Here is a 19,279-nt window from a genome sequence, read left to right as displayed (position 1 = left end):
CATCGCGATAATTGCAAATTTCATAGCACCCTCCAATATTCCCTTCCCCTGCGGAAGGTTGGAGTACATTCAACCAACTCAGGCTTGTAGATTAAATACGCCATCCGCCGTATTTCGCGCTGGCTGGACGAAAACAATAAGCGCACTACATTTCCAGCAACCGGAGGCGCGCATGTGCGGACGATTTACCCAGACCTATACGTGGGCTGAAATCCACGCGATGTACAATCTGACGGCAGTTACGCCTCGGAATATCCAGCCTCGCTACAATATCGCGCCGACCACGCAGGTGGGCGTAATCACGCAGAAAGACGGCGCACTCTACTATTCAGAAATGCGTTGGTGGCTCGTGCCCAACTGGTGGTCGAAGGATTTGAAGAGTGTCCCGGCTACTTTCAACGCACGGTCTGAAGAGATCGCCAGTAAGCCAATGTTTCGCTCCGCCTTCAAAAGCACCCGCTGCCTTATCCCGGCCTCTGGTTTTTTTGAATGGACGGGCCCGAAAGAGGCGCGCCAACCCTGGTTCATCTCTGCTAAGGACGGGAAGCCCCTGACCTTCGCAGGCCTGCATGAGACATGGCGCGACCGAACCACCGGCGAAGAGGTGAAAAGCTGCACGATAATCACCTGTGCCGCTAACGACTTCATGGCAAAAATTCACACCCGAATGCCCGTCATCTTGGACGAGAAGGACTGGCACCTCTGGTTGTCAGAGCCACGTGAAGATTTGCTCAAACCCGCAAATGACGACGTACTGCAAGCGTGGCGCGTGTCGCCCCAGGTCAACAACAGTCGCTACACTGGCGATGACACCATGGAACCTATCACACCCATGGAATAGCCTTTTCTGCGCCAAGGGCATACTTTTCAGAAACCTTCTGGGCCGTTCCGCATTAACCTATATCACTTGAATCAATGCCCCACGGCTTTTGCTTTGGTTGAGGGACTGAAGGGAGGCTAATCATGCCGTTTTTTAGCGAGGGAAGCCGCATTTATACAATCGAGGAAGTGAACTTTATGCGACGGATTTATTCCGATGCTGTTGTCCTGCTCGATGAAAGCGAAAGAGAGTATGTGGGGATAGATCTCTCTGGCACAATTATCATGCTTTATGAGAGCGGGCTTCGAGACCTCGGCTACATGTCAGAATTGGCCGCCAAATTGACACACCAGAAATATCAATTCCGGCATCCAGAAGATCATTTTCCCGCCGCAAACTCCAATATGGAACCAGCCGATTATGATTAACATCATGGACACTTTGCGGAATTCGTTGAAGAACGAGACACGAAAGTCGAAGTGAGCAGTTCGGACAGTGCCCACCGACCCGACTAAGTATTTTTAGAATAAATAAAATTCATACTGAATGAAACTTTTTAATAGCTGCCGAGTTCTCATCTCCAGAGCACAATCCATCGATCACTAAAATCCCGACCTTCGGGCATTTTTTTATCTATGCGAAGGAGACAATCAACATGAACTCTATCATCTATTTAGTAGGACTAGTTGTCATCGTGTTGTTCATTCTCTCTTTTCTGGGGTTACGTTGATGGTAGATCCAACTGTCGTAGAAAAGACGTCTGATCGCGGCTATGTAGACTGGGCGGCAATCTTTGCTGGCGCTACAGTGGCATCAGGTGTGATGGCCGTCCTGACCACATTCGCCGGCGGCCTTGGCTTAAGCTCATTTTCCGTCGATGAAGGCGGGGATATAAGTACGGTATGGCTCGTTATTACGGCGCTCTTTATCGTCATATCGACGGTCGCCTCTTATATGCTCGGCGGATATATCACCGGAAGAATGCGCCGCCCCGCTGGAACCGCAACTCGTGACGAACTAACCGTTCGGGACGGCCTGAACGGCTTGGTTGTATGGGGTTTGGGAACGATCGTTTCCACGCTGCTACTCCTCAGCGCTATTTCAGGTGGCGCAAAAGCGGTTGGAAGCGCGGCTGAGACAGCAGTACAAACCGCTGGTACAGTTGTTGGCAGCGCCGCTCAGGGCGCCGGTCAGTTAGCGGGCGGCATCGTTTCAGGTGCAGGGCAAGCTGTCTCGGGGCTTGCGCAAGGCGCAGGGCAAGCGGCCGCTCCATCCGTAGAGCAGATGTTGCCGCAAGGACTGAAAACCAACCCATTAGACTATCTTACAGATAGCCTGCTGCGCACAGACGCCCAAGGAAGCTCTGTGGCCGGTCAGGAAGCACAGAACTTGGCGGATTTCCAACGTCAGATAAGCGGCATTCTGGGAAACCTTCTTAGTACTGGCGAAATTTCTGACGCTGACCGCGCTTGGCTCACAAACCAAGTCGCCACGCGGACGGGACTTAGTCAAAATGACGCCCAGACGCGAGTGAACCAGACCGTTGAGCGCGTTCAGGCCCTGCGCTCCGAAGCTCAGGCGAAAGTGGAAGAAGCGAAGAAGGCACTCGCCGACGCTCAAGCACAGGCCGAGAAAGCTGCTGAAGAAGTAAAGGCTCAAGCGGCTGAAACTGCTGAAAAGGCCAGAATAACTGGCATTCTCACTGCATTCCTGCTTGCAGCATCTGCTCTCGTTGCCGCTGTGGCAGCCTACATCGGAGCCATACACGGAGGCCGTCATCGTGACGAAGGCAGAATTTGGGGTGGCTTATCTTACCACAGATAACCAATCCGCTTAGGCGAAAAGGGCTCTGGAGGAATCCGGGGCCCTTTTGATTTTTTTCCCAGATGGACAACCTCTTTAGCCGCCGGCCATCGAGCCGCCGAAGAAGGCGGCCTACATCCCTGAAAGGCAGAAAGTTTGAAGCCTGACTTCATGTCAGGCTTTACTTTTTTGACCAGATGGGTAAATTTTTGTCGCCCTTGGGAGAGAGGGCTCAGTAGCCTTACCCCGCGCGGTTTTCGCTGCGGGGTTCTTTTTGATACGAATTAAACTTCCGCTAATGAATCAATTGTAGGGCCGTTGGTACAAAGTACGGTTTGCCCTTAAGTGACCTTAATTGTCCGCTTGCTATTCGCGTGCAGTCCGTCCACCATAGGTTGTCAGCTTTTGATTGAATACGGGCTCAGCTGACGCGGGCTGAACTGCCCTTGCCCGCAATTTGAAAGGAGGACGCTATGTCTTCCAACATCCATAATATTGATTTTCACTCAAACCATCGCATACTGAAGCAGATGATTATGAAAGCCGGTTATTTAACAGCCAGGATGAAGCCACTGCCGGGTCCTCATTACAATGACTCGGTATTGATTTTAAATAGCTTTATGGCTGAGGTCATGGGCGACATTCAAGCGAATGCAGGCCCCCACACTGATGGCTCATTCTCTTACGGCACAGCTTAACAATCATCATTTGAGGGAGCCCGCACCGGGCCTCTCAAGTAACTTGTTATCTCTATATGAAGACAACAGAAATAGTAATAGATTTAAGTTTTTCTCTCTATGAAAGAGATCGTGAGATATTAATAATTTGACAAAATTTATTTAAGCTGATAAAAGCTAGAAATCGAGATTTTCTTGCTGAGATTTGCTCCCTGCGCGATTAGCACTGCGCGCCGAACGAAAACTCCCTTTAAAAAATCGTTTCATCTCTGCGTTTAATTCAAACGCGGATATCAATATTGCTATGAAAGGGGTTCATATGAGCACCGGCACAGTTAAATGGTTTAACGCAGCAAAAGGCTTTGGTTTCATTCAGCCTGAAAACGGCGGTTTGGATGCGTTTGTTCACATCTCCGCTGTTGAGCGAGCAGGTATGCATACGCTCAGTGAAGGTCAGAAGCTGACTTATGATCTTGAACAGGATCGCAAGTCTGGAAAAATGTCCGTTTGTAATTTGCAGGCGGCTTGAATGAAGTTTCTTCTTTCTAGTGACCACGGATGTACTGGCACAATCGGAAGAAGTTGACTTTTGGGGTCGGGCAATAGCCCGACCTTTTTTATTGCCCGGCAAGGGAGCCAACACGAAAGAGAGATTAGAATGAATAACCATGAAGTGAATATCGGAATTACCATTCCGAACAGTAATTTTAGCGTGGTGAAAAATGCTGTTGCTACGCAGCGCGATATTGAAGACGCGCACAAACAGATGTCATCCCCCTCAGAAGATTGGACAAAACTTTCCAATATACTTAGGCGGTCGTGCGGAGGCTCATCGCGAAAACGTTCTTTTCGTAGATAAGAACCCAAGGGAGCCGCGTTACTGGCTAGGTTTTTCTTCTCGTTTCCAATGCCTTCAGCCTCTCAGCGAAATAAATAATCTTATTCAGATCGTACATTCGGCTGGCCGCGTCTTTCTCACCGAACCTATAGCAAGCCTTGAAGATGTTGCCGAGCGCGAAGGACATGCCTTTGTGCTCGATCAGGTCGTTTAGCTCGGTCGCATGGGGAGGCAGCTCGTAATAGCTCGTGCTGCCGCCGTCGGATTTGATAGCTGGCGCATAGGCTGGCAGCGAGCCGATCCGCTGGGGCGCACTCATAAACTTGCCGTTTGGTCCAATAACACCCATTAGACAACCTCCCTCACCTTCCGCTTCGGCTCTTCGAACTTCTCAGTTACTGGCCCGCCTGCGAGTAACCCGCGAACTGACGAAAGCTTATCGCGAACAAGCGGGCGAAACCGACGCGCCGCGAACGGCGGATTGTCATAACCGAACTGCGGGCAGATTCCTCGATCGACGCCTTTCAGACGAACGCCGATGTAGTTGCCCTGCGTGTAATGTTCAAACGGGCCTATCCACGAAATGGTGTAAACTTCGCCTTCCCGGATTTCGATGAACTGCTCGAAGCCGACCTTGGCATCGATGCAGACCACCTGATCACCAACTTTGAAGGGGATCATGGCGCCTCCCCGATCATTTCGAGAGCTGCGGTGTAGCGCACTCGGTGTTCCTCATCGTCGCCATAGGCACGCAAATTGTCGCGCAGGTCTGCGATCTTCACCGGTCGCGCGATAGGATTGGAGCAAGCCCGTTTGACGTAGACGAGATAGTCTTCGTCATCGCGACGCGTGATCGAATTCAAGGCAAGAACGATGTCGTCGTCAAAGCCGAACGAATAGATATCGTTCAGTGACGTGTTCGTGTGCTCGATCATGTCGTGCATAACAGCGAGGATCTGCGTTTCGCGCGTCTCCTGAGCCATCATGACGCGCAGTGGATGCAGAATGTACGGATCGCCGTTATCGCTCTTCTGGTCCATATGCGCCGCTGCCGCTACCGCAATTGCTGTTTCAAGGTTACTCATGGGTTTTCTCCTGCGGCGCTTGCTTCAATATTGCGGAACTCGACCAACACTCCGTACCGCTTGGCCCGCTCGATGCCCTCGATCATACCACCGTTAATGCCACGGTCACCGTAAACAACGCATTTATCCGCCACCCGATACCACGCGAGGCCAGCCTCGATGCCGAGTACACGTTCATCAGGCCGCAAGTCGTCCAACACCTGCGTATGTAGCAAATGGCTCGCAATCGGTGCTTCGCCCCGGCGCAGACTATCTAGAAGGCAAGCGCGCGCATATTCGGTATTGCGCTCCACGTCGCCGCTGTAAGGGCTTTCGATGATGACGAGTGGCTTGCCGGTAGTTGGCGGGTTGTCGTTATAAGGTGTTGGCAGGCAGCTTATAACCGCCCCGCCTGCCCTCATCTGCCGTTCTTCAACAGCCGCTCGTGCAGCGCGGTCTTCTGCTTCTTCATGCATATTCTCTCCTCGTGTTTTTGGCTGCGGTGGTTAGTATTTTGGTTAATATTTTACAAACATCACATTGAATTTATTTAATGTTTGCACTTACGTCTGTTCATCTAGCGTTCAGTTCGCTCCCGATATCTTGCGGACAACAAAGGAGAGCATTCATGTTCAAGAAAGCTGTACTAGCCGCCATCGCTATGACGTTCGTTGCCGCTCCAATGGCACAGGCCCGCGATTACCATCACAGCAAGCCTGCTCCACAGCGCTATGAGCCGCAGCGCCCGCATCACGGCAAGGAGTTCTATCGCCATGATCGCCGCGACTACGGCCGTCATCAGTGGTCAAAGGGTCAGCGTTACAGCGATTGGCGCCGCCATCAGGAAATCCGCGACTACAATCGCTACGGTCTTCGTAAGCCTGGTCGTGGCCAGCATTGGGTTAAGGTCGATAATCAGTTCCTTCTCATTGCAGGTGCCACCGGATTGATTGCAGGCATTCTTGCTGCACAATAGGACAACGAAGTGAGAGGCGGGCAAAACCCGCCTTTTTCTTTTTAAGCTGCAGCCCGCTTGGGCTGGTTATCATTCGCGGTCACCAGCAAACGCGCAGCGCCTTGGACCATTTCAGGCCTGAGCGTCAGGCGCGAAACTTCGCCGTACAGCTTTGAGTACGTGATGACCTTCGCCGATCTGCCTGACAGCCAACCTCCGCCGGCAGCATATGCGTCTGGCGCCGCCAGCGTCTCGTGGCGCTCGACATACATCAGACCAGACTTGCGCCCTTCGTCCGAATGCAAATGGCCGATGTGCGCATAGGCATATTTGCTCCGTCCATACATTTCGCGGAACATGCCAGCGAGCGTCGCATCGACGTTATTGACTCCGCGCTTATGACCGTGATGCGCAAAGATCGCTGTCTTGCCCCACTCGTAGGCGTAATAAAGGCTGGGCGAGTTATCGACGGTGATGCGGGGCTCGGTTTCGTACATCGCTGCAAGCATTTCTCGAAGCCATGCCGAGGAGGCCGGGTCGTGGTTGCCCTGCGCCATAATGATGTGCACGTGCTGATGTTTTTGCAGCAGCATGTCGATGACACGCCGAACGGTCCGGATGATGACGCGAATTATCTTCTGCAGTCGTGAGTCCGAATCCAACACGTGCTTACTGGCAGGCGTGACCGTTTCCATGCTGTCGTAATGGGCAAGGTCACCGAGTTGCGCCAAAACGGCGGTGTGCGCATCTGGCGCAAGATCAATCGCGGCAGCGAACCAGTCCGTAACAAGCTGCTCTGCAATCTCGATATCGTAATCGGCACCGGTTTCTTCACGCCATGCCAGCATCCCAAAATGGGCATCCGTCAAGCAGAAGAAATTGAGAAGGTCGGCATTCGTGCCGCGCGGAGCTGGCATGATGCTGACACGCGGCAGGCTTTCCGAAAGAGCCGACACCATGGCATCCAGTGCCGCACGCTGTGCGCTGGCATCAGCCCGCTCCATAATGTGCTGCGTAATAACCCGGCCTTCGGCATTGACGAGCGTCGTCTTGCCTTTGACCGCGAGGCCGGCCGTCGGCTCGTAAACCAGACCAGCCTCTTTCGTTTGGCGCATGAAAGTGCCGTTCGGCGTCTCGGTCAGGCTTTTGATCGCATAGCCGGGCAACGTCGGTGACGGCCCCAACAGCCCAATCTCAGCCGCCCGCTTGATGCTCTCGTGGAATGCCGACTTCTTTATGCCGAGCGCACTGGCAGCTTTAACCAGCGTGCCGTGCTCGCGGTAAGCCTCGGCGCGGCGCAGGAGTTCTTCGTGTGAAAGGCGCGCACCCGCGCACTGTCTGTCATTGGACATACAGTCTCCTCGTGTTTGGTTGGTAGCCGTGGTGAGCGGCGCAAAAGGAAGGATGGAATGTCTTGATAAATGGGGTGTTAATGGGTGGGGAAAATTAAAAACCACCTCGACAACTATTGGTAGTTGACGTTTCAACATTCCTCTGACAGCTTCGGATTAACTTGGATTTACCGCATTGGGGGATGGGGCATGAGTACTTTCGAAGAAAGCCTTAAGATCATCGCTGACCGCGTGAAGACGCATTCAAGCACGATGGCAACTGAAGAAGCCGTCAAAACTGCCGTCATCCTGCCATTCCTTCGTGCACTTGGATACGATGTTTTTGATCCAAATGAGGTCATACCCGAGTTCACTGCTGACGCTGTTGGTAAGAAAGGTGAGAAAGTCGACTACGCAATCAAAATCGATGATGAAATTCGGATTTTGATCGAATGCAAGCCGATTACATTTACATTGGAGAAAAAGCATCTAGATCAGCTATATCGCTACTTCAGTGTAACCAATGCAAAATTTGCAATTTTAACGAACGGTCGGACATTTAATTTTTACACCGATCTGGATGCGCCAAACAAACTCGACACCCGACCGTTCTTTGTATTTGATATTGCTGACTTTAATCCAGCGATTGCTGTCGAACTCAAAAAATTTGAGAAGGCCAGCTTTAACGTCGATAATATTCTGGCGACTGCTGAACGACTGAAGTACGCGTCCGGAATTAAAAAAGCCATCAACAGCCTAATCGAAGAGCCCACCGAAGACTTCGTTCGTATTGTCGCTGCCGATGTATATGACGGTCGTCTCACCGCTCCCGTAAAAGAAATGCTCACGGCAGTAACGAAATCAGCTTTCCGTGACGTCATCATGGACGCCGTGAAGAGCCGTCTATCCAACGCCCTCGCAGGAACGGAAGAGGTCATGGAGCAAATCGAACAGCCAGCGGATGATCCAGAGATCGTTACGACAGAGGACGAAGTTGAAGGTTTCATGGTTGTAAAGGCCATCTGTCGTGAGGTAGTCGCGGCAAAACGTGTGTTTATGCGGGACGCAAAATCGTACTGTGCTGTTCTACTTGATGACAACAATCGAAAGCCGCTCGTGCGCCTGCACTTCAATCGTTCGACGAAGTATATTGGTATATTCGATGGAGATGCCGAAGACCGCATCATCATAGAAAGCCTTGATCAAATCTATGAGTATGCTGACCGCATCAAAAATGCTGCGCTGAAGTATACGCAGGTGCAGCCAGCATAGACGAGACATGGCTGATTACCGTCAGATATCGCAAGATTATGCCCGTGCGGCTGTAAATACGTCCGTGCTGTTAAACGGAGGGGGCGCCGTTGCGTTTATTAGCCAACTCGGATCGCTTGTAGGCGCGGGTTTTGGGCCAGTGGTGTTCTGGCCCTTGGCTCTCTGGGCGACTGGCGCTTTTTTCGCCGGATTGACTTATCCCCTCGCTTTCCTTTCCGCGCGGCATGTGGACAGAAACGAGCGGTCGGGTCTACCCTTTGTTAAAGACAAAGAAATACTGATCGCTGATCGTTACATGTACGGAGGCATAGCGACGTGCATAGGATCACTTATCTTATTTGGGTTGGGATGCGCTCGCCTCGCTTATGAATTCAAACTACTTTTTGGCTGATCACACCCTGCCCCCCGCCACTAGATATTGCCGCCGCACTGCGTACCAGCTACAAGCGCGTATGATTTCAATTTCTTGGTGGGTTGCCGCCCTCGTGTATATGTCAATCTACTGGCCGATTACCGTGATGATAGCGGCGGCCATAGTCATGACGGCATTCTTGGGAACGAAGAATGCGGGATGGCGGGCGCTCTGGATTGGCTTGGCGATTCTGATCCTAGCGCCGGTAATCTGGTTCTACACGCTTGCATAAATAGGAACCACGGCCCAGCGGGGCTGATAGCTCTCTTTAAGCCGTCTGCATTCACATGATCCGGAGAGCGCTTGAACCTGAAAAGCAGCTGTTAGCTGCTCGCGCCTCTAGCTTACCAAAAATGAAAAGAGCGGCCCGAAAGCCGCTCTCTCAAAAACTGGTTACTTGGCCCATCGGCCTTCGTACTTAAACTCGGTGGCCTTTTCGAGCTGTTCCTTGGTGGCGTTCATTTTCGCCGACCATTTCTTATCATTCTCAGAATAGACAATCTCGATAGCATCCGGGTCAACGACTACATACTTTTCGCCGACGCCCAAGAAGCCGCCAACCGATACGATATAGCCTTCGACGTCACCGTCGCCCATCACTACATCCTGGATCTTGCCGATGCTCTCATCGTTAGAATTCGTAACATCAAGGTTAAGAATATTACTAGTAATAACGTCGGTAGGCTTTGCAGTAACAAATACCTCTTCTTGCGTTGCGGTAGCGCTCTGCGCATTTGCAAAAGAAACAAGTGCAGCAGTTGCAACAGCAGCTAACAAAATACGACGCATATTGTATTCTCCATTCATATTTGGCATTTGCGAACGTATAATGCGCATGCGGTATCTTTTGTTCCCACTTTTTAGGAATTAATTTCTACTTCTCACCGATTTTGGCTGCATCAGATTATCAATCCGCTCGGTTAGCCCATCGATACGGTGCGCCACACTTTCGATGGCGCGCATGATCTGCGACGTCTGTTCCTGCATGCCTGCCTTGGTGGCGAACGTCTCCGCCGCGCGCAGCTTGTAGTCGGAAAGCTCTTGCCGCGTCAGGCTGGCAAGCGCGGTCGCAGCTTCGGCCTTTGCCGCGTTGCGCGTCTCAGCTTTCGCGATCTGGCTTTCTACGTACTTCCAAAGCCCGAACAGAAAGCCCATCAGCATCACGATAAAGCCGACAACGGCCATGATTTCAGCACCGGTCATCCGATAATCCCCCTTGCCGCTACGCCCAGCCATAGGCAAGCCAGCCACAGTCGCTCCCTCACGGACGCACCCCGCAAAGCTTTTCAAGTTTCGTGTTTTCCGCGAGGATCTGACGCTTCGTGCCGTCGGTCAGGCTATCCTCGATGCTCGGGCGGACAGGCCGGGCAACATCGCAGTAGCTACCGGCTATCACGCATCCACCGAGACAGAGCAGCGTCAACATCATCGCCGCCAAGCTTGCTGGTTTCATCTTCGATTTTCCTTGCTTCGTTGGCGGCTTTCAGCCGGTCGGCGGTTGCGCTTGTGGCGTTGTCCGCCCTGCCTTTGAGGTATGCGCCCACCAGAATCGCAAAGGCCGCGACGATTGCCACGGCCCAGCCTGTGATTTTGGAGCGGAGGGATAAGAGCCAGGTCATGTCGGCACTCCCGTCAGCATAATGGACGCGCTGCCGTCGCGTTCGCGGCGGATGAGGTAGCCATCGCGCGTCTCAGTAATTCCCTGAGCGAAGGTCAGCTTGGCGGCGCGCCATTCCTGCGTTTTGCCGCCGTACTGGACCTGCGCCGTATCCGTGTCCGTGTCGTAATCGATCACCACCGTAATCTTACTCACGCCGCCGCCCTCTTCAGCTCAAGCCTGCCGCTCTTCCAAAGCCAGACCCCCGCGCCCGCTGCGACCAGCAGAAGCGCGACAGTTGCGAACGCCCACGGGTTAGCCACAGCGCCAATAAGGCTGGTCGCCATCGTGCCAGCACCACCCGTAAGCATCAGTTTAACGGCGGGGCTTTCGAGCAGAGGCACATCATCAGGCTTGGCGTCCTCGGCCGCGGCGGGCTTCATTTCACGGGCCGCAACGAGGCTATCGAAGAAGTTGCGATAATAGCCGGCGATGAGGCTTGCTTTATCCGTGCCGTTGACGATAGCGCGGGCGCCCACTGGGTTAGCGTTATCGGCGCCGAAATAATCCGCCAGCCGCTTGCCTGTAAACTTGCCGTTGATCATCCCGTCAAACAGGATGCGGATAGCTGTCGCCATCTCCAGCGCGGCGTCGGGGTTATCGCCAAGGCCGTACTTCTTGTAATTGTCCTTGCCGGTGATCATCGCCAAGGCGCGACCGCGGTATAACCAGCCGTCGTTAGCGCCGGTATTGCCCATGCGACCGCCATAGACCTTATTGGCGAGTCCCTGCGGGTTACGCACATAAGGATGGGCGGCAGCTACCGTGCTAAACCGCGACGGCCAGACCTGCCTGATGCGTGCCGCACTGGTGTAGTTCAGGTTTTCCTCGATCGGCTGCATCTTGCCGCCGGTTTCGTGGAATGCCGTTGCGAGCACATAAGCCGTCTGCTCGGCTGGCAGGCCTCGGCGCTCAGCTTCGGCCAAAATAGCCGACGTGCCGTCGACCTGCGCCTGGCTCAAGCGCCCGCCAAAAGGCGCGCGCCTCGCATACGCGAAGAACGTTGTTTGGTTCATGGGGATTTCCTGTAATGGAGTTGGGAGCTCAATTAGCGCTCCGTGCGCACGGTTCGTTCTTAAGCGTAATTCCAATTGAACGAACGAAAGATCCTCCCGTTCGTTATTTCGAGACCGTTAGTCTGATCATTGGAGGAATGGTTATGATTAGAAATGGTTTCGACATGCGTCTGGAGAGCGATATGACTTGGTGCGTGTATGACGTATTCAACGGCGAGATCGTCTCTATTGAAGGCCATAAACAGTCCGGGCTCAGCGAAAGTGACGCCAAGGAGGCCGTCGATTTGCTGAATCGGAAGTATATCGAACGCCACCAAGAATGCGGATCCGGTCGGCTGCCTTGAAGACATCACAGGATCATTCGCTTTGTTAGCGTAATTGAGCCACAAGCCAGTGTTCACCGGAGATGAGGCGATGTACAAAGCCGCCGGTAATTGGCGGGCGATATGAACCACTGAATGTTGGATAGACAATGTACAAAACTGCAGCTTTCGCAGCACTGATAACAGTATTGGCTTCCGCTCTTCCTGCGCACGCGCAGAGTATAGAAATCGGCCCGAACGGCATCCGCCTAGTAGAACCTGAAAGTGATCGCCCGCGATATCGCGAAGATATCAGCGAACGTCGTGCGGCACGCATCGCTCAGAGAGAGGGTATGGATGAAATTGACAGCGTCTCACGTAAACGCAATGTCTATATCGTCCGTGGAGTGGACCGTTACGATGATGAAATGCGGGTAGTCATCGACCGGTATTCCGGCGAGGTACTGCAAGTTCGCTGACAAATAGCCCCGGCTTGTTCCGGGGTTTTTCTTGAGGATTTTGTCATCGGTGGGTTGCCCGGTGAGCAAGCAAGGGCCATTACCGCCTGATCTTCTCCAAGACAAAGGTAATTCACCAAATGCTCGTAAGATGGTCCGGTTTCGGAATGGTTTCCGTTTTTGTGTTGATCGCAGGAATGCTGGGAGCGACTTTCCTGCTGAGACCGTATTTTATGCAGACCATGGCACTTCATCCAGCGGCATATGTCGCAAACGGTATCGGTCTCATTGCTGGCGCATTAGCAAACCTTTTGGTGGTTGCGGCTTTCAAGAAGATTTCAGCGGACACGTATCACAGCTTCATGGGTATCAGCATGATTGGATGGTCAGTCATCGGTGCGGTCGGCGGCGTTGCTCTCGCAGCTTACGGCTGCACGCTGTAAACCGTGCTCTTGTTAAACAGCGCGCCCATCGTGTTCGCCGCGCGCTAAAGCGCGTAGCCCGGCGTGTTGAGAGACATGCCGGGATTTCCTTTCAACAAAGAAAAAGCCGCCTCAGTGGGCGGCATTGTAGGTTTACTCTAACCTATATGTTGACTTAGTCTTATGGGACCTAAGCCACTAACGGTTGGTGAGCGCGACGAACAGCCCACTGCTTTCGGCGTTGACGGGATCGCAATAGCACTTTCTTTCAGAACTTCTGTTTTGCCCGCTTCGGCATAAAGTAGGTTCGGATATTGACGAGTGCTTCGGCGACGTCAGCAGCATCCTGGCGGGTCGCTTTCCGTTTTGTCTCGCCGAGCTTGCGGATGGGCGCAATGATATCGCCAGTCCCGGCATGACCTCGAAGAACCGGCTGCCAAAGCCTCGGCGCGTATCCTGTTGCCAGCAAAAAGCAGAGGTCCCAATCGAACGGATCAAAGGTTTGGTCATCGATCCTGGTGAACCTGGGCCTGTGGTCTTTCGGGGTTTCGGAAAGGTTCGCGGAGATACGGTTATATTCCGCAACGATCGTCTGCACGGCCCGATGTTCGGTTGTTTGCATCGGCAAGTTCAGGGCGTCCTGGCCGGTCAGTTCCGGGATCCACTTGCGTGGGTCGATGAACTTCGGGCCGATGATGAGAGCCGTAAGATAACCATCGAGACCGCTCATTGACCAGATTGGCGATGCCGGACGACGTGCCCTGATAAAGGCTTCGAACGCCTCGTCATCGAGCTTCGGTCGTGCCGTCGTCGCCTGGCTGTTCGGTGTCATGCCGCCCGTCGCTCCTGCTGTGTCATCGCTTCACGCTCAGCCTTCCAGGCCCACGGCAGGAGACTTTCCATTTCGTTGGCTTTCACTTTGCCGGAGATGATGCGCTCCAGCACATCGGCAAGCCAGACCTCGGGGTCCACACCATTCAGTTTACAGGTGTTGACGAGCGATGCGAGGACAGCGAAAGTCTTTCCACCCCGCTCGTTGCCCACGAACAACGAATTCTTCCTCGTCAGGGCCACGGATTTCATTGAACGCTCGACCACATTGGAGTCGACCTCGATCCGGCCATCATCAAGGCAGGCTGTCAACCCGCTCCAATGGTTGAGCGTGTAGCTGACGGCCTTGCCAAGTGCCGATTTCGCCGACACCTCGTCGCGCAGTTCGGTGAGGTGGGCCTTCAGCTCCCTCATGACTGGAGCTGCCTCCCGACGTCTCACGACGAGCCGGGTATCGGCGCTTTCGCCGCGCAGTTTTGCTTCGATCCGATAGATTTCCGCAATCCTGGCAAGGATCGACAAAGCCTCCGAAGAACCCGTCAGCTTGACGACATCAACGAACTTGCGCCGGGCATGGGCAAGGCAGAAGGCTAGCCGCATGGGTGCGACATTGCTCTTGCCCCGACGTTTGACCATGGTTTTATAGGCTTGGTATCCATCGACTTGAAGCACGCCGGTAAACGACGACAATTGTCCCTCGATCTCGCGGGCGCTGCGGCTTTCGGTAAAGATATAGGCCACAGCCGGCGGTGCCGGACCATTCCAGGGACGGTCGTCAACCGCCTGCGCCCATAACTGGCAGACCTTGGTTCGTTTGCGGCCCGGCTCGAGCCGGGGCAACGGCGTCTCGTCACAGAACACTCTCGGCTGCGAGCGGATAAAGGCGGTAAGCGCGTCATAGAGAAGCTCCAGCCACCAGGCGACCCGCATTACCCAGGCGCCAAGCGTGCCGCGATCGATGATGACACCGCAGGAGGCCAGCATTTGCGCCTGACGATTGAGCGGGAGATGCCAGGCAAACTTCGAAACAGCGACATGCGCGGCAAACGCAGTGGTCACCATGCCACCGTCCATCACGCGCGCCGGTGCAGGTGCTTGCACGACGGCACTCTCACAGGCCCGGCATGCATAGCGCGGCCGGATCGTCCGTTTGACCCGGACAACAGCAGGTACGATGTCGAGCGCCTCGCTGACGTCCGTGCCGATGCAATGCAGTTCGAACGAACAGCAAGGGCAAATCTTGCTCTCCGGCTCAATGATCTCTTCATAGCGCGGAAGATGCTTGGGCAAACGGCCGATATTGCGGGCAGGCGATCGCCGTGCCTGTGTTTTGTCTTCATCGGCCGGTGCGGCATCGTCATTGGCTGCAACGGGAATATCGCCTGGATGGCCCAGGTCGAGTGTTGCCTGGGCCGGATCGATGATCGTCATCTTCTCCGATTTCGTCCCGAAGAGCTGGCGCTCAAGGAAGACAATACGCGCTTTGAGGTCGGCATTCTCTTCGTCGAGCGAGAGAATGATCCGGGTCAATTGCGCAGCATCCTGAGGCAAGGGATCGGGTCGAAGCAGCATGACTGACCCTACCATATGAGCCTGAATCTTCAAGCAAAACCAATAGGATCAGCCTACTTTTGAGGGTCGTCTCACCGCGTTTCGCTTGACCCGTGTCCAGTCAATGCCCGCCAGTAAAAGTGAGAACTCCTGGGCATTCATCTGCATCGCACCATCGCGGATCGGGGGCCAAACAAACTTTCCGCTTTCCAACCACTTTGTCGCCAGGATCATGCCTGACCCATCCCAGTAAATGCAGCGAAGTCGATCCAGACGCTTGGCGCGGAACACGAACACGTCGCCACAATAGGGATCGGCCGCAAGCGCTGACGCCACCAAAGCCACAAGACCATTCATACCGCGCCGGAAGTCGACAGGTTGCGTCGCCACCATGATCTTCACGCCACTCGGCGAAACTCCGATCACCGGCGACCTCGCAAGGCCGCCACCATCGCTTGCGCCAGTTCAGGTGCTACCGGGCCCATAACCGTCATGCGCGCGCCAGCAATCTCGATCTCAATCCGACCTGCGGCAACGTGGGCGACATCCGACGGCAAGCTTCCGGGAGGCGTTCGATCGCCAACCACCGTCACGGGCACGAACATCGCCTGCTGCGCACTGGACCTCGCAGATCGTTGGGAGGTCAGCCCAGCGTCCCGGCGCCAGACGTTCAGCAAGCCGCGATTGACGCCCCAGCGCCGGGCAACGGCCGAGATGTTAACATCAGGTTCCGCGCTTTCCGCAAGGATCCGTGCCTTCTCCTCGTCAGTCCAATTCCGCCGCTGCCGCCGGCCGGTAATCACCTCGATCCGACGATACTTGCCCTCATGCCTGGCTTCATCCATGTCTTCAAGCATGGCATCAGCGCGATCTCCAATCATCCCGGTCCGCTCCTATCAATCAAAGAGCTTATCTCGCGGCATCATTCACAAAAGAAAAGGTGGGGTGTTCGTTGCGCTCACAACGGTTGTGCTATCGGCCCCATGGATGGAAAGTATCGGTGGAATGACGGACAGCTTACCATTTGATTTCGATCCGGATCTTTATCTGCGCCTCAACCCGGATGTAGCGCAAGCTGGCGTTGATGCTGTTACCCATTATCAATGCTTTGGACGTAAAGAGGGCCGCCTCTATTCGATAAATGCATCCACACGAAACGGCCTAGCGATGCTGGCCAGTGAAGCGGTAAGCGCGTTAGAGATTGGCCCATTTTGCAATCCAGTCCTTATAGGAGAAAATATTTCGTACTTCGATGTATTGACGAGGGAAGAGCTCATCTTACGGGCTAATACAATTGGCTACGAGATTAAGCATGCGCCTCACATAGATTTTGTTTCACGGAATGGCGATCTTTCCGTTGTTGTTCGTAAATTTGACGCGGTCCTGAGTTCTCACTGCATCGAGCATCAACCGGACTTTATACGGCATCTGAACGATGTAGCTAATCTTCTAAATGAAAGCGGCGCGTACTTCCTCATCATTCCAGACAAGCGATATTGCTTCGACGCGGGGATTGAGGTGTCAAGTATCGCCGAAGTGGTTGCCGCTCACATCGAAGGCAGAAAAGTTCACTCTTTGACGAGCGCCATCGAGCACTTTGCGCTGACCACGCACAATGATCCAGCACGTCACTGGGAAGGCAACAGCTTCGATGACACGTACGAAAATGCAGTTCTATCGCGCATCAAACTCGCCGTCCAAGCTTGGGAAGGAGCAAATGGCGGTTATATCGACGTGCACGCATGGCAGTTTACGCCCGCATCTTTTCGAGAGATGATCACTCGTCTATGCAAATTGAATTATATTAGTCTGGTTGCCGAGGAAGTTCACGAGACCGTACCAGGATCGAACGAATTCACAGCGGTCTTGAGAAAGGCCAATGGACAGCGCGTCGTTCCGTGATTTCCCACCTTGGGCAGTGCCACGGCCATGTTAAACCTGAGTGCTCATTCGGTTTTCCTTACCGGCACAAAAGACACCTCAAAAGCGATGCGCCTCGTCCGGGTGTTGTTGGGTTTAATCCTGCAAATCATTCAGGAAGATTATCAAGCCGTCGCTTTTGATCGAGAACTATCGTGGTCAATTCCTGTACCGCTGCCGCGAGGTCTGCTGTGATGCGCGAATAATCGACCTTTTGGTACACATCTGTGATGCTCGTTTCGGTCCATGTCGCGCCTTCAGGGCACTGCGTTTCCTTGATGTTTTCGGCGATGATATTGCCATCTTCGTCTTTGGCTACACCAACGATGGCCGTCTCGTCCTTCACTCCAGAAACTGCATGCGGCGCAGCTTGTTGAAGCTCATGAGCGAGGAAGCCGTGCACAAACTCGCCGTCACCGTCTACCCATTTATGACGCACCGGACGGAAGGCCATAACGCGGAGCAATGCTGGGCCAAGCTCTTGGAAATCTTCCTCGCCAATGCTGAAAGTCACCAACGGCTCGACATCGTATTTCAATCGGTAATCGGACGATGTGAGGAATTGCACCCCATTTGCTCCATCGCCACGAATGCCGCCTGAAAGGCCATACCCGCCCTTATAAAAACCCATCAAATACATGCTGGCGTCGTTGTAATAAAGCAATGCAGCGGAATGCGACCCAACGACCCCCTGCGCCTGTAGAGCGGGTGAACCCGTCTCAGGTGTACTAGTCGGCATGGCAGCGCCAACATATACCTTTCCCGTCGTCTTCAGATTGCCCGTTATTCCGGTATCTCCAGCACGATTGATAGGGGTAAATCCAAGCGAGGTAACAGCAGGCGTTGTGCTTGCAAGCATTGTTCGAGCTTGCGAAGTGAGGTCAGCGAGAGCCGCTCCATCCTCACCAATGAAATACGGAAACTTGTTTGCCGCCGTTGTTCCTGCCAGCTTGAGCAACACGAGTGCCGCTGCCGTGATATCGGACTGAATTAGATTGCCGGAACCGTCGGTATTTAGAATTTTGTTCGCCGCCAGCGTCAGAGCCGCCAGCTTGCCAAGGCTTCCGTTCGGGTCTTGGACGCCCATCTGACCTTTATCAATAAGCTCATACTCACCCGTAGGCCCACCGACTGGCACCTTCCCTTCCTCGACGCCGAGTTCGGCCAAGTTCATCAAAACACCATTGCCGAGCAGTTCGATAATGGTTGCGGCTTGCGTCGAGACCCGCGACCCGTCGCCAAGCTGTCGGGCGCGGTATGCGCCGTTGACGATATCGAGGCCCGTCCACGGCTCTGCAAGCGTCAGTTGCGTGTCGCTATCGACGCTGGCAATGACAGCGGTCAGGTTCTGGATTTGAAGAGTGTCACCTTCGCGAAACCGCGTTGCCTCGAACAGCGTGCCGGTTCCCGTAACGGTCACTGACCCATTGGCGAGCGAAATCGTTCCCGACATGTAGTCGGACAAAGTAGCCATAGATTTTTCTCCTGAGATCAGTTCGGCGTTATGCCAAAAATGTAGTACCGGACACCCTGAATACGGGCACCGTAATCAAGTCGCGTCCAGCTGCCAGCCTGACTGAATGCATCAGACCAACCGCTATCCGGCGAACAGAAGAAATCGACATAGGTGTCGTTCACTTCGGCCAGCATGGATATGTTGGAAACATCAACCCCGCGCTCGGCTCGATAGATCGGCGTCGTCACGCAGTTCGGGAACACGGTTGAGTATTTTAGGTAAGGCACGAAACCGGCATTATTGAAGTTCAACCGATAGGTTCTCGCGCCCTTGTATACCGCGTCTCCTGCCGACGAGTTGCCAAAGCTCGATATCGGGATAAAGCCCTGTGCGATAATCTGGAATTGTGGATAGCGACTGTCGAATAAGATATCGTTCGGACGGCTTGCCGGGTCACTCGTGCCGGGTTTCTTGATTTGCACATAGTCACGCAA

26 protein-coding genes and 1 pseudogene are annotated in these 19,279 nt (G+C 53.8%); 11 read left to right on the top strand and 16 right to left on the bottom strand.

Features of this window, described 5'->3' with window-relative positions:
- The 5 genes from HWD97_RS22280 to HWD97_RS22260 form a co-directional block, all read left to right on the top strand.
- On the top strand, positions 1-841 hold an 841-nt coding region (locus HWD97_RS22280; RefSeq protein ID WP_371835629.1), incomplete at its 5' end, for an SOS response-associated peptidase.
- Positions 842-963: 122 nt separating this feature from the next.
- Positions 964-1,248 carry a hypothetical protein gene (locus HWD97_RS22275; protein ID WP_109367109.1) on the top strand — a complete coding sequence of 95 codons (285 nt, stop codon included), beginning with the start codon at positions 964-966 and terminating at the stop codon, positions 1,246-1,248.
- Positions 1,249-1,549: 301 nt separating this feature from the next.
- On the top strand, positions 1,550-2,644 hold the full coding sequence (locus HWD97_RS22270) for a hypothetical protein (protein WP_371835628.1): 1,095 nt from the start codon (positions 1,550-1,552) through the stop codon (positions 2,642-2,644).
- A gap of 452 nt (positions 2,645-3,096) precedes the next feature.
- Positions 3,097-3,321, top strand: coding sequence for a hypothetical protein (locus tag HWD97_RS22265; protein ID WP_109705692.1), 225 nt, complete (start codon positions 3,097-3,099; stop codon positions 3,319-3,321).
- 298 nt (positions 3,322-3,619) lie between these two features.
- On the top strand, positions 3,620-3,829 hold the full coding sequence (locus tag HWD97_RS22260) for a cold-shock protein (RefSeq protein WP_167836075.1): 210 nt from the start codon (positions 3,620-3,622) through the stop codon (positions 3,827-3,829).
- Positions 3,830-4,184: 355 nt separating this feature from the next.
- On the opposite strand, the gene HWD97_RS22255 is transcribed toward HWD97_RS22260, so the two are convergent.
- From HWD97_RS22255 to HWD97_RS22240, 4 genes are read right to left on the bottom strand one after another with little or no spacing between them, the layout of a single operon-like run.
- On the bottom strand, positions 4,185-4,487 hold the full coding sequence (locus HWD97_RS22255) for a hypothetical protein (protein ID WP_283736182.1): 303 nt from the start codon (positions 4,485-4,487) through the stop codon (positions 4,185-4,187).
- Entirely contained in the window at positions 4,487-4,819 is a 333-nt protein-coding gene (locus HWD97_RS22250; protein ID WP_371835627.1) for a hypothetical protein, read from the bottom strand. Before HWD97_RS22250 ends, HWD97_RS22255 begins: the two co-directional genes overlap by 1 nt.
- A complete protein-coding gene (locus HWD97_RS22245; RefSeq protein WP_371835626.1) occupies positions 4,816-5,223 on the bottom strand; it encodes a GTP pyrophosphokinase in 408 nt (135 codons plus the stop codon). The genes HWD97_RS22250 and HWD97_RS22245 overlap by 4 nt, the downstream gene beginning before the upstream one ends.
- Complete coding sequence (locus HWD97_RS22240) at positions 5,220-5,678, bottom strand: hypothetical protein (RefSeq protein WP_371835625.1); 459 nt, start codon at positions 5,676-5,678, stop codon at positions 5,220-5,222. Before HWD97_RS22240 ends, HWD97_RS22245 begins: the two co-directional genes overlap by 4 nt.
- 152 nt (positions 5,679-5,830) lie before the next feature.
- Here HWD97_RS22240 and HWD97_RS22235 point away from each other — a divergent pair, with 152 nt between their 5' ends.
- Positions 5,831-6,178: an RcnB family protein gene (locus HWD97_RS22235; RefSeq protein WP_371835624.1), complete on the top strand. Its 348-nt coding sequence runs from the start codon at positions 5,831-5,833 to the stop codon at positions 6,176-6,178.
- 41 nt (positions 6,179-6,219) lie between these two features.
- On the opposite strand, the gene HWD97_RS22230 is transcribed toward HWD97_RS22235, so the two are convergent.
- On the bottom strand, positions 6,220-7,509 hold the full coding sequence (locus HWD97_RS22230; RefSeq protein WP_371835623.1) for an oxidoreductase: 1,290 nt from the start codon (positions 7,507-7,509) through the stop codon (positions 6,220-6,222).
- A 189-nt stretch (positions 7,510-7,698) separates the two neighbouring features.
- Here HWD97_RS22230 and HWD97_RS22225 point away from each other — a divergent pair, with 189 nt between their 5' ends.
- The gene (locus HWD97_RS22225; RefSeq protein ID WP_371835622.1) at positions 7,699-8,760 is read left to right on the top strand and encodes a type I restriction endonuclease; all 1,062 of its coding nucleotides are present in this window, start codon (positions 7,699-7,701) and stop codon (positions 8,758-8,760) included.
- A gap of 805 nt (positions 8,761-9,565) precedes the next feature.
- On the opposite strand, the gene HWD97_RS22220 is transcribed toward HWD97_RS22225, so the two are convergent.
- From HWD97_RS22220 to HWD97_RS22200, 5 genes are all read right to left on the bottom strand, one after another.
- On the bottom strand, positions 9,566-9,961 hold the full coding sequence (locus tag HWD97_RS22220) for a PRC-barrel domain-containing protein (protein ID WP_025089957.1): 396 nt from the start codon (positions 9,959-9,961) through the stop codon (positions 9,566-9,568).
- A gap of 78 nt (positions 9,962-10,039) precedes the next feature.
- Positions 10,040-10,375, bottom strand: coding sequence for a hypothetical protein (locus HWD97_RS22215; protein ID WP_151556185.1), 336 nt, complete (start codon positions 10,373-10,375; stop codon positions 10,040-10,042).
- Positions 10,376-10,554: 179 nt separating this feature from the next.
- Positions 10,555-10,791 carry a hypothetical protein gene (locus tag HWD97_RS22210; RefSeq protein ID WP_371835621.1) on the bottom strand — a complete coding sequence of 79 codons (237 nt, stop codon included), beginning with the start codon at positions 10,789-10,791 and terminating at the stop codon, positions 10,555-10,557.
- Complete coding sequence (locus tag HWD97_RS22205; protein ID WP_371835620.1) at positions 10,788-10,985, bottom strand: hypothetical protein; 198 nt, start codon at positions 10,983-10,985, stop codon at positions 10,788-10,790. The genes HWD97_RS22210 and HWD97_RS22205 overlap by 4 nt, the downstream gene beginning before the upstream one ends.
- Positions 10,982-11,845, bottom strand: coding sequence for a chitinase (locus HWD97_RS22200; protein WP_371835619.1), 864 nt, complete (start codon positions 11,843-11,845; stop codon positions 10,982-10,984). Before HWD97_RS22200 ends, HWD97_RS22205 begins: the two co-directional genes overlap by 4 nt.
- A gap of 14 nt (positions 11,846-11,859) precedes the next feature.
- On the opposite strand from HWD97_RS22200, the gene HWD97_RS22195 reads away from it, so the two are divergent.
- From HWD97_RS22195 to HWD97_RS22185, 3 genes are all read left to right on the top strand, one after another.
- Entirely contained in the window at positions 11,860-12,189 is a 330-nt protein-coding gene (locus tag HWD97_RS22195) for a hypothetical protein (RefSeq protein ID WP_371835618.1), read from the top strand.
- Between the two features lie 128 nt (positions 12,190-12,317).
- A complete protein-coding gene (locus HWD97_RS22190; RefSeq protein WP_121538146.1) occupies positions 12,318-12,626 on the top strand; it encodes a PepSY domain-containing protein in 309 nt (102 codons plus the stop codon).
- A 146-nt stretch (positions 12,627-12,772) separates the two neighbouring features.
- Complete coding sequence (locus tag HWD97_RS22185) at positions 12,773-13,048, top strand: hypothetical protein (RefSeq protein ID WP_371835617.1); 276 nt, start codon at positions 12,773-12,775, stop codon at positions 13,046-13,048.
- 247 nt (positions 13,049-13,295) lie between these two features.
- On the opposite strand, the gene HWD97_RS22180 is transcribed toward HWD97_RS22185, so the two are convergent.
- Genes HWD97_RS22180 through HWD97_RS22165 form a run of 4 tightly spaced genes read right to left on the bottom strand, consistent with a single transcriptional unit; the run spans position 13,296 to position 16,290 of the window.
- Entirely contained in the window at positions 13,296-13,859 is a 564-nt protein-coding gene (locus HWD97_RS22180; RefSeq protein ID WP_112591117.1) for a UPF0149 family protein, read from the bottom strand.
- Complete coding sequence (locus tag HWD97_RS22175; protein WP_371835616.1) at positions 13,856-15,430, bottom strand: IS66 family transposase; 1,575 nt, start codon at positions 15,428-15,430, stop codon at positions 13,856-13,858. Before HWD97_RS22175 ends, HWD97_RS22180 begins: the two co-directional genes overlap by 4 nt.
- A 48-nt stretch (positions 15,431-15,478) precedes the next feature.
- On the bottom strand, positions 15,479-15,835 hold the full coding sequence (tnpB, locus tag HWD97_RS22170) for an IS66 family insertion sequence element accessory protein TnpB (RefSeq protein ID WP_043062544.1): 357 nt from the start codon (positions 15,833-15,835) through the stop codon (positions 15,479-15,481).
- Entirely contained in the window at positions 15,832-16,290 is a 459-nt protein-coding gene (locus HWD97_RS22165; RefSeq protein ID WP_151554194.1) for a transposase, read from the bottom strand. The genes tnpB and HWD97_RS22165 overlap by 4 nt, the downstream gene beginning before the upstream one ends.
- Between HWD97_RS22165 and HWD97_RS22160 the strand changes: the two genes are divergently transcribed.
- Positions 16,253-17,311: a hypothetical protein gene (locus HWD97_RS22160; RefSeq protein WP_371835630.1), complete on the top strand. Its 1,059-nt coding sequence runs from the start codon at positions 16,253-16,255 to the stop codon at positions 17,309-17,311. The two genes, HWD97_RS22165 and HWD97_RS22160, sit on opposite strands and share 38 nt — an antisense overlap.
- Positions 17,312-17,438: 127 nt before the next feature.
- Here HWD97_RS22160 and HWD97_RS22155 read toward each other — a convergent pair whose 3' ends face one another.
- Both HWD97_RS22155 and HWD97_RS22150 read right to left on the bottom strand, forming a co-directional pair.
- Positions 17,439-18,803, bottom strand: a complete 1,365-nt coding sequence (locus tag HWD97_RS22155) for a tail fiber domain-containing protein (RefSeq protein ID WP_371835615.1) — start codon at positions 18,801-18,803, stop codon at positions 17,439-17,441.
- A gap of 17 nt (positions 18,804-18,820) precedes the next feature.
- A pseudogene (locus tag HWD97_RS22150) lies at positions 18,821-19,279 on the bottom strand (hypothetical protein); the annotation flags it as partial.

Source organism: Ochrobactrum sp. C6C9 (genome assembly GCF_022627935.1).
GTDB classification, from domain to species: domain Bacteria; phylum Pseudomonadota; class Alphaproteobacteria; order Rhizobiales; family Rhizobiaceae; genus Brucella; species Brucella teleogrylli.
Note: the sequence above shows the minus strand (reverse complement) of the source record. Positions and strands in the feature narration are given on the sequence as shown.

Excerpts from the sequence above, each read along its gene's own strand:
- HWD97_RS22195 (WP_371835618.1), top strand. The coding sequence starts at position 11,860 with ATGGAGTTGGGAGCTCAATTAGCGCTCCGTGCGCACGGTTCGTTCTTA.
- HWD97_RS22180 (WP_112591117.1), bottom strand. The coding sequence starts at position 13,859 with ATGACACCGAACAGCCAGGCGACGACGGCACGACCGAAGCTCGATGAC.
- HWD97_RS22275 (WP_109367109.1), top strand. The coding sequence starts at position 964 with ATGCCGTTTTTTAGCGAGGGAAGCCGCATTTATACAATCGAGGAAGTG.
- HWD97_RS22235 (WP_371835624.1), top strand. The coding sequence starts at position 5,831 with ATGTTCAAGAAAGCTGTACTAGCCGCCATCGCTATGACGTTCGTTGCC.
- HWD97_RS22260 (WP_167836075.1), top strand. The coding sequence starts at position 3,620 with ATGAGCACCGGCACAGTTAAATGGTTTAACGCAGCAAAAGGCTTTGGT.
- HWD97_RS22185 (WP_371835617.1), top strand. The coding sequence starts at position 12,773 with ATGGTTTCCGTTTTTGTGTTGATCGCAGGAATGCTGGGAGCGACTTTC.
- HWD97_RS22250 (WP_371835627.1), bottom strand. The coding sequence starts at position 4,819 with ATGATCCCCTTCAAAGTTGGTGATCAGGTGGTCTGCATCGATGCCAAG.
- HWD97_RS22175 (WP_371835616.1), bottom strand. The coding sequence starts at position 15,430 with ATGCTGCTTCGACCCGATCCCTTGCCTCAGGATGCTGCGCAATTGACC.
- HWD97_RS22200 (WP_371835619.1), bottom strand. The coding sequence starts at position 11,845 with ATGAACCAAACAACGTTCTTCGCGTATGCGAGGCGCGCGCCTTTTGGC.
- HWD97_RS22225 (WP_371835622.1), top strand. The coding sequence starts at position 7,699 with ATGAGTACTTTCGAAGAAAGCCTTAAGATCATCGCTGACCGCGTGAAG.
- HWD97_RS22155 (WP_371835615.1), bottom strand. The coding sequence starts at position 18,803 with ATGGCTACTTTGTCCGACTACATGTCGGGAACGATTTCGCTCGCCAAT.
- HWD97_RS22160 (WP_371835630.1), top strand. The coding sequence starts at position 16,253 with ATGTCTTCAAGCATGGCATCAGCGCGATCTCCAATCATCCCGGTCCGC.
- HWD97_RS22165 (WP_151554194.1), bottom strand. The coding sequence starts at position 16,290 with ATGATTGGAGATCGCGCTGATGCCATGCTTGAAGACATGGATGAAGCC.
- HWD97_RS22240 (WP_371835625.1), bottom strand. The coding sequence starts at position 5,678 with ATGCATGAAGAAGCAGAAGACCGCGCTGCACGAGCGGCTGTTGAAGAA.
- HWD97_RS22255 (WP_283736182.1), bottom strand. The coding sequence starts at position 4,487 with ATGGGTGTTATTGGACCAAACGGCAAGTTTATGAGTGCGCCCCAGCGG.
- HWD97_RS22215 (WP_151556185.1), bottom strand. The coding sequence starts at position 10,375 with ATGACCGGTGCTGAAATCATGGCCGTTGTCGGCTTTATCGTGATGCTG.
- HWD97_RS22265 (WP_109705692.1), top strand. The coding sequence starts at position 3,097 with ATGTCTTCCAACATCCATAATATTGATTTTCACTCAAACCATCGCATA.
- HWD97_RS22270 (WP_371835628.1), top strand. The coding sequence starts at position 1,550 with ATGGTAGATCCAACTGTCGTAGAAAAGACGTCTGATCGCGGCTATGTA.
- HWD97_RS22220 (WP_025089957.1), bottom strand. The coding sequence starts at position 9,961 with ATGCGTCGTATTTTGTTAGCTGCTGTTGCAACTGCTGCACTTGTTTCT.
- HWD97_RS22210 (WP_371835621.1), bottom strand. The coding sequence starts at position 10,791 with ATGACCTGGCTCTTATCCCTCCGCTCCAAAATCACAGGCTGGGCCGTG.
- HWD97_RS22230 (WP_371835623.1), bottom strand. The coding sequence starts at position 7,509 with ATGTCCAATGACAGACAGTGCGCGGGTGCGCGCCTTTCACACGAAGAA.
- HWD97_RS22190 (WP_121538146.1), top strand. The coding sequence starts at position 12,318 with ATGTACAAAACTGCAGCTTTCGCAGCACTGATAACAGTATTGGCTTCC.
- HWD97_RS22245 (WP_371835626.1), bottom strand. The coding sequence starts at position 5,223 with ATGAGTAACCTTGAAACAGCAATTGCGGTAGCGGCAGCGGCGCATATG.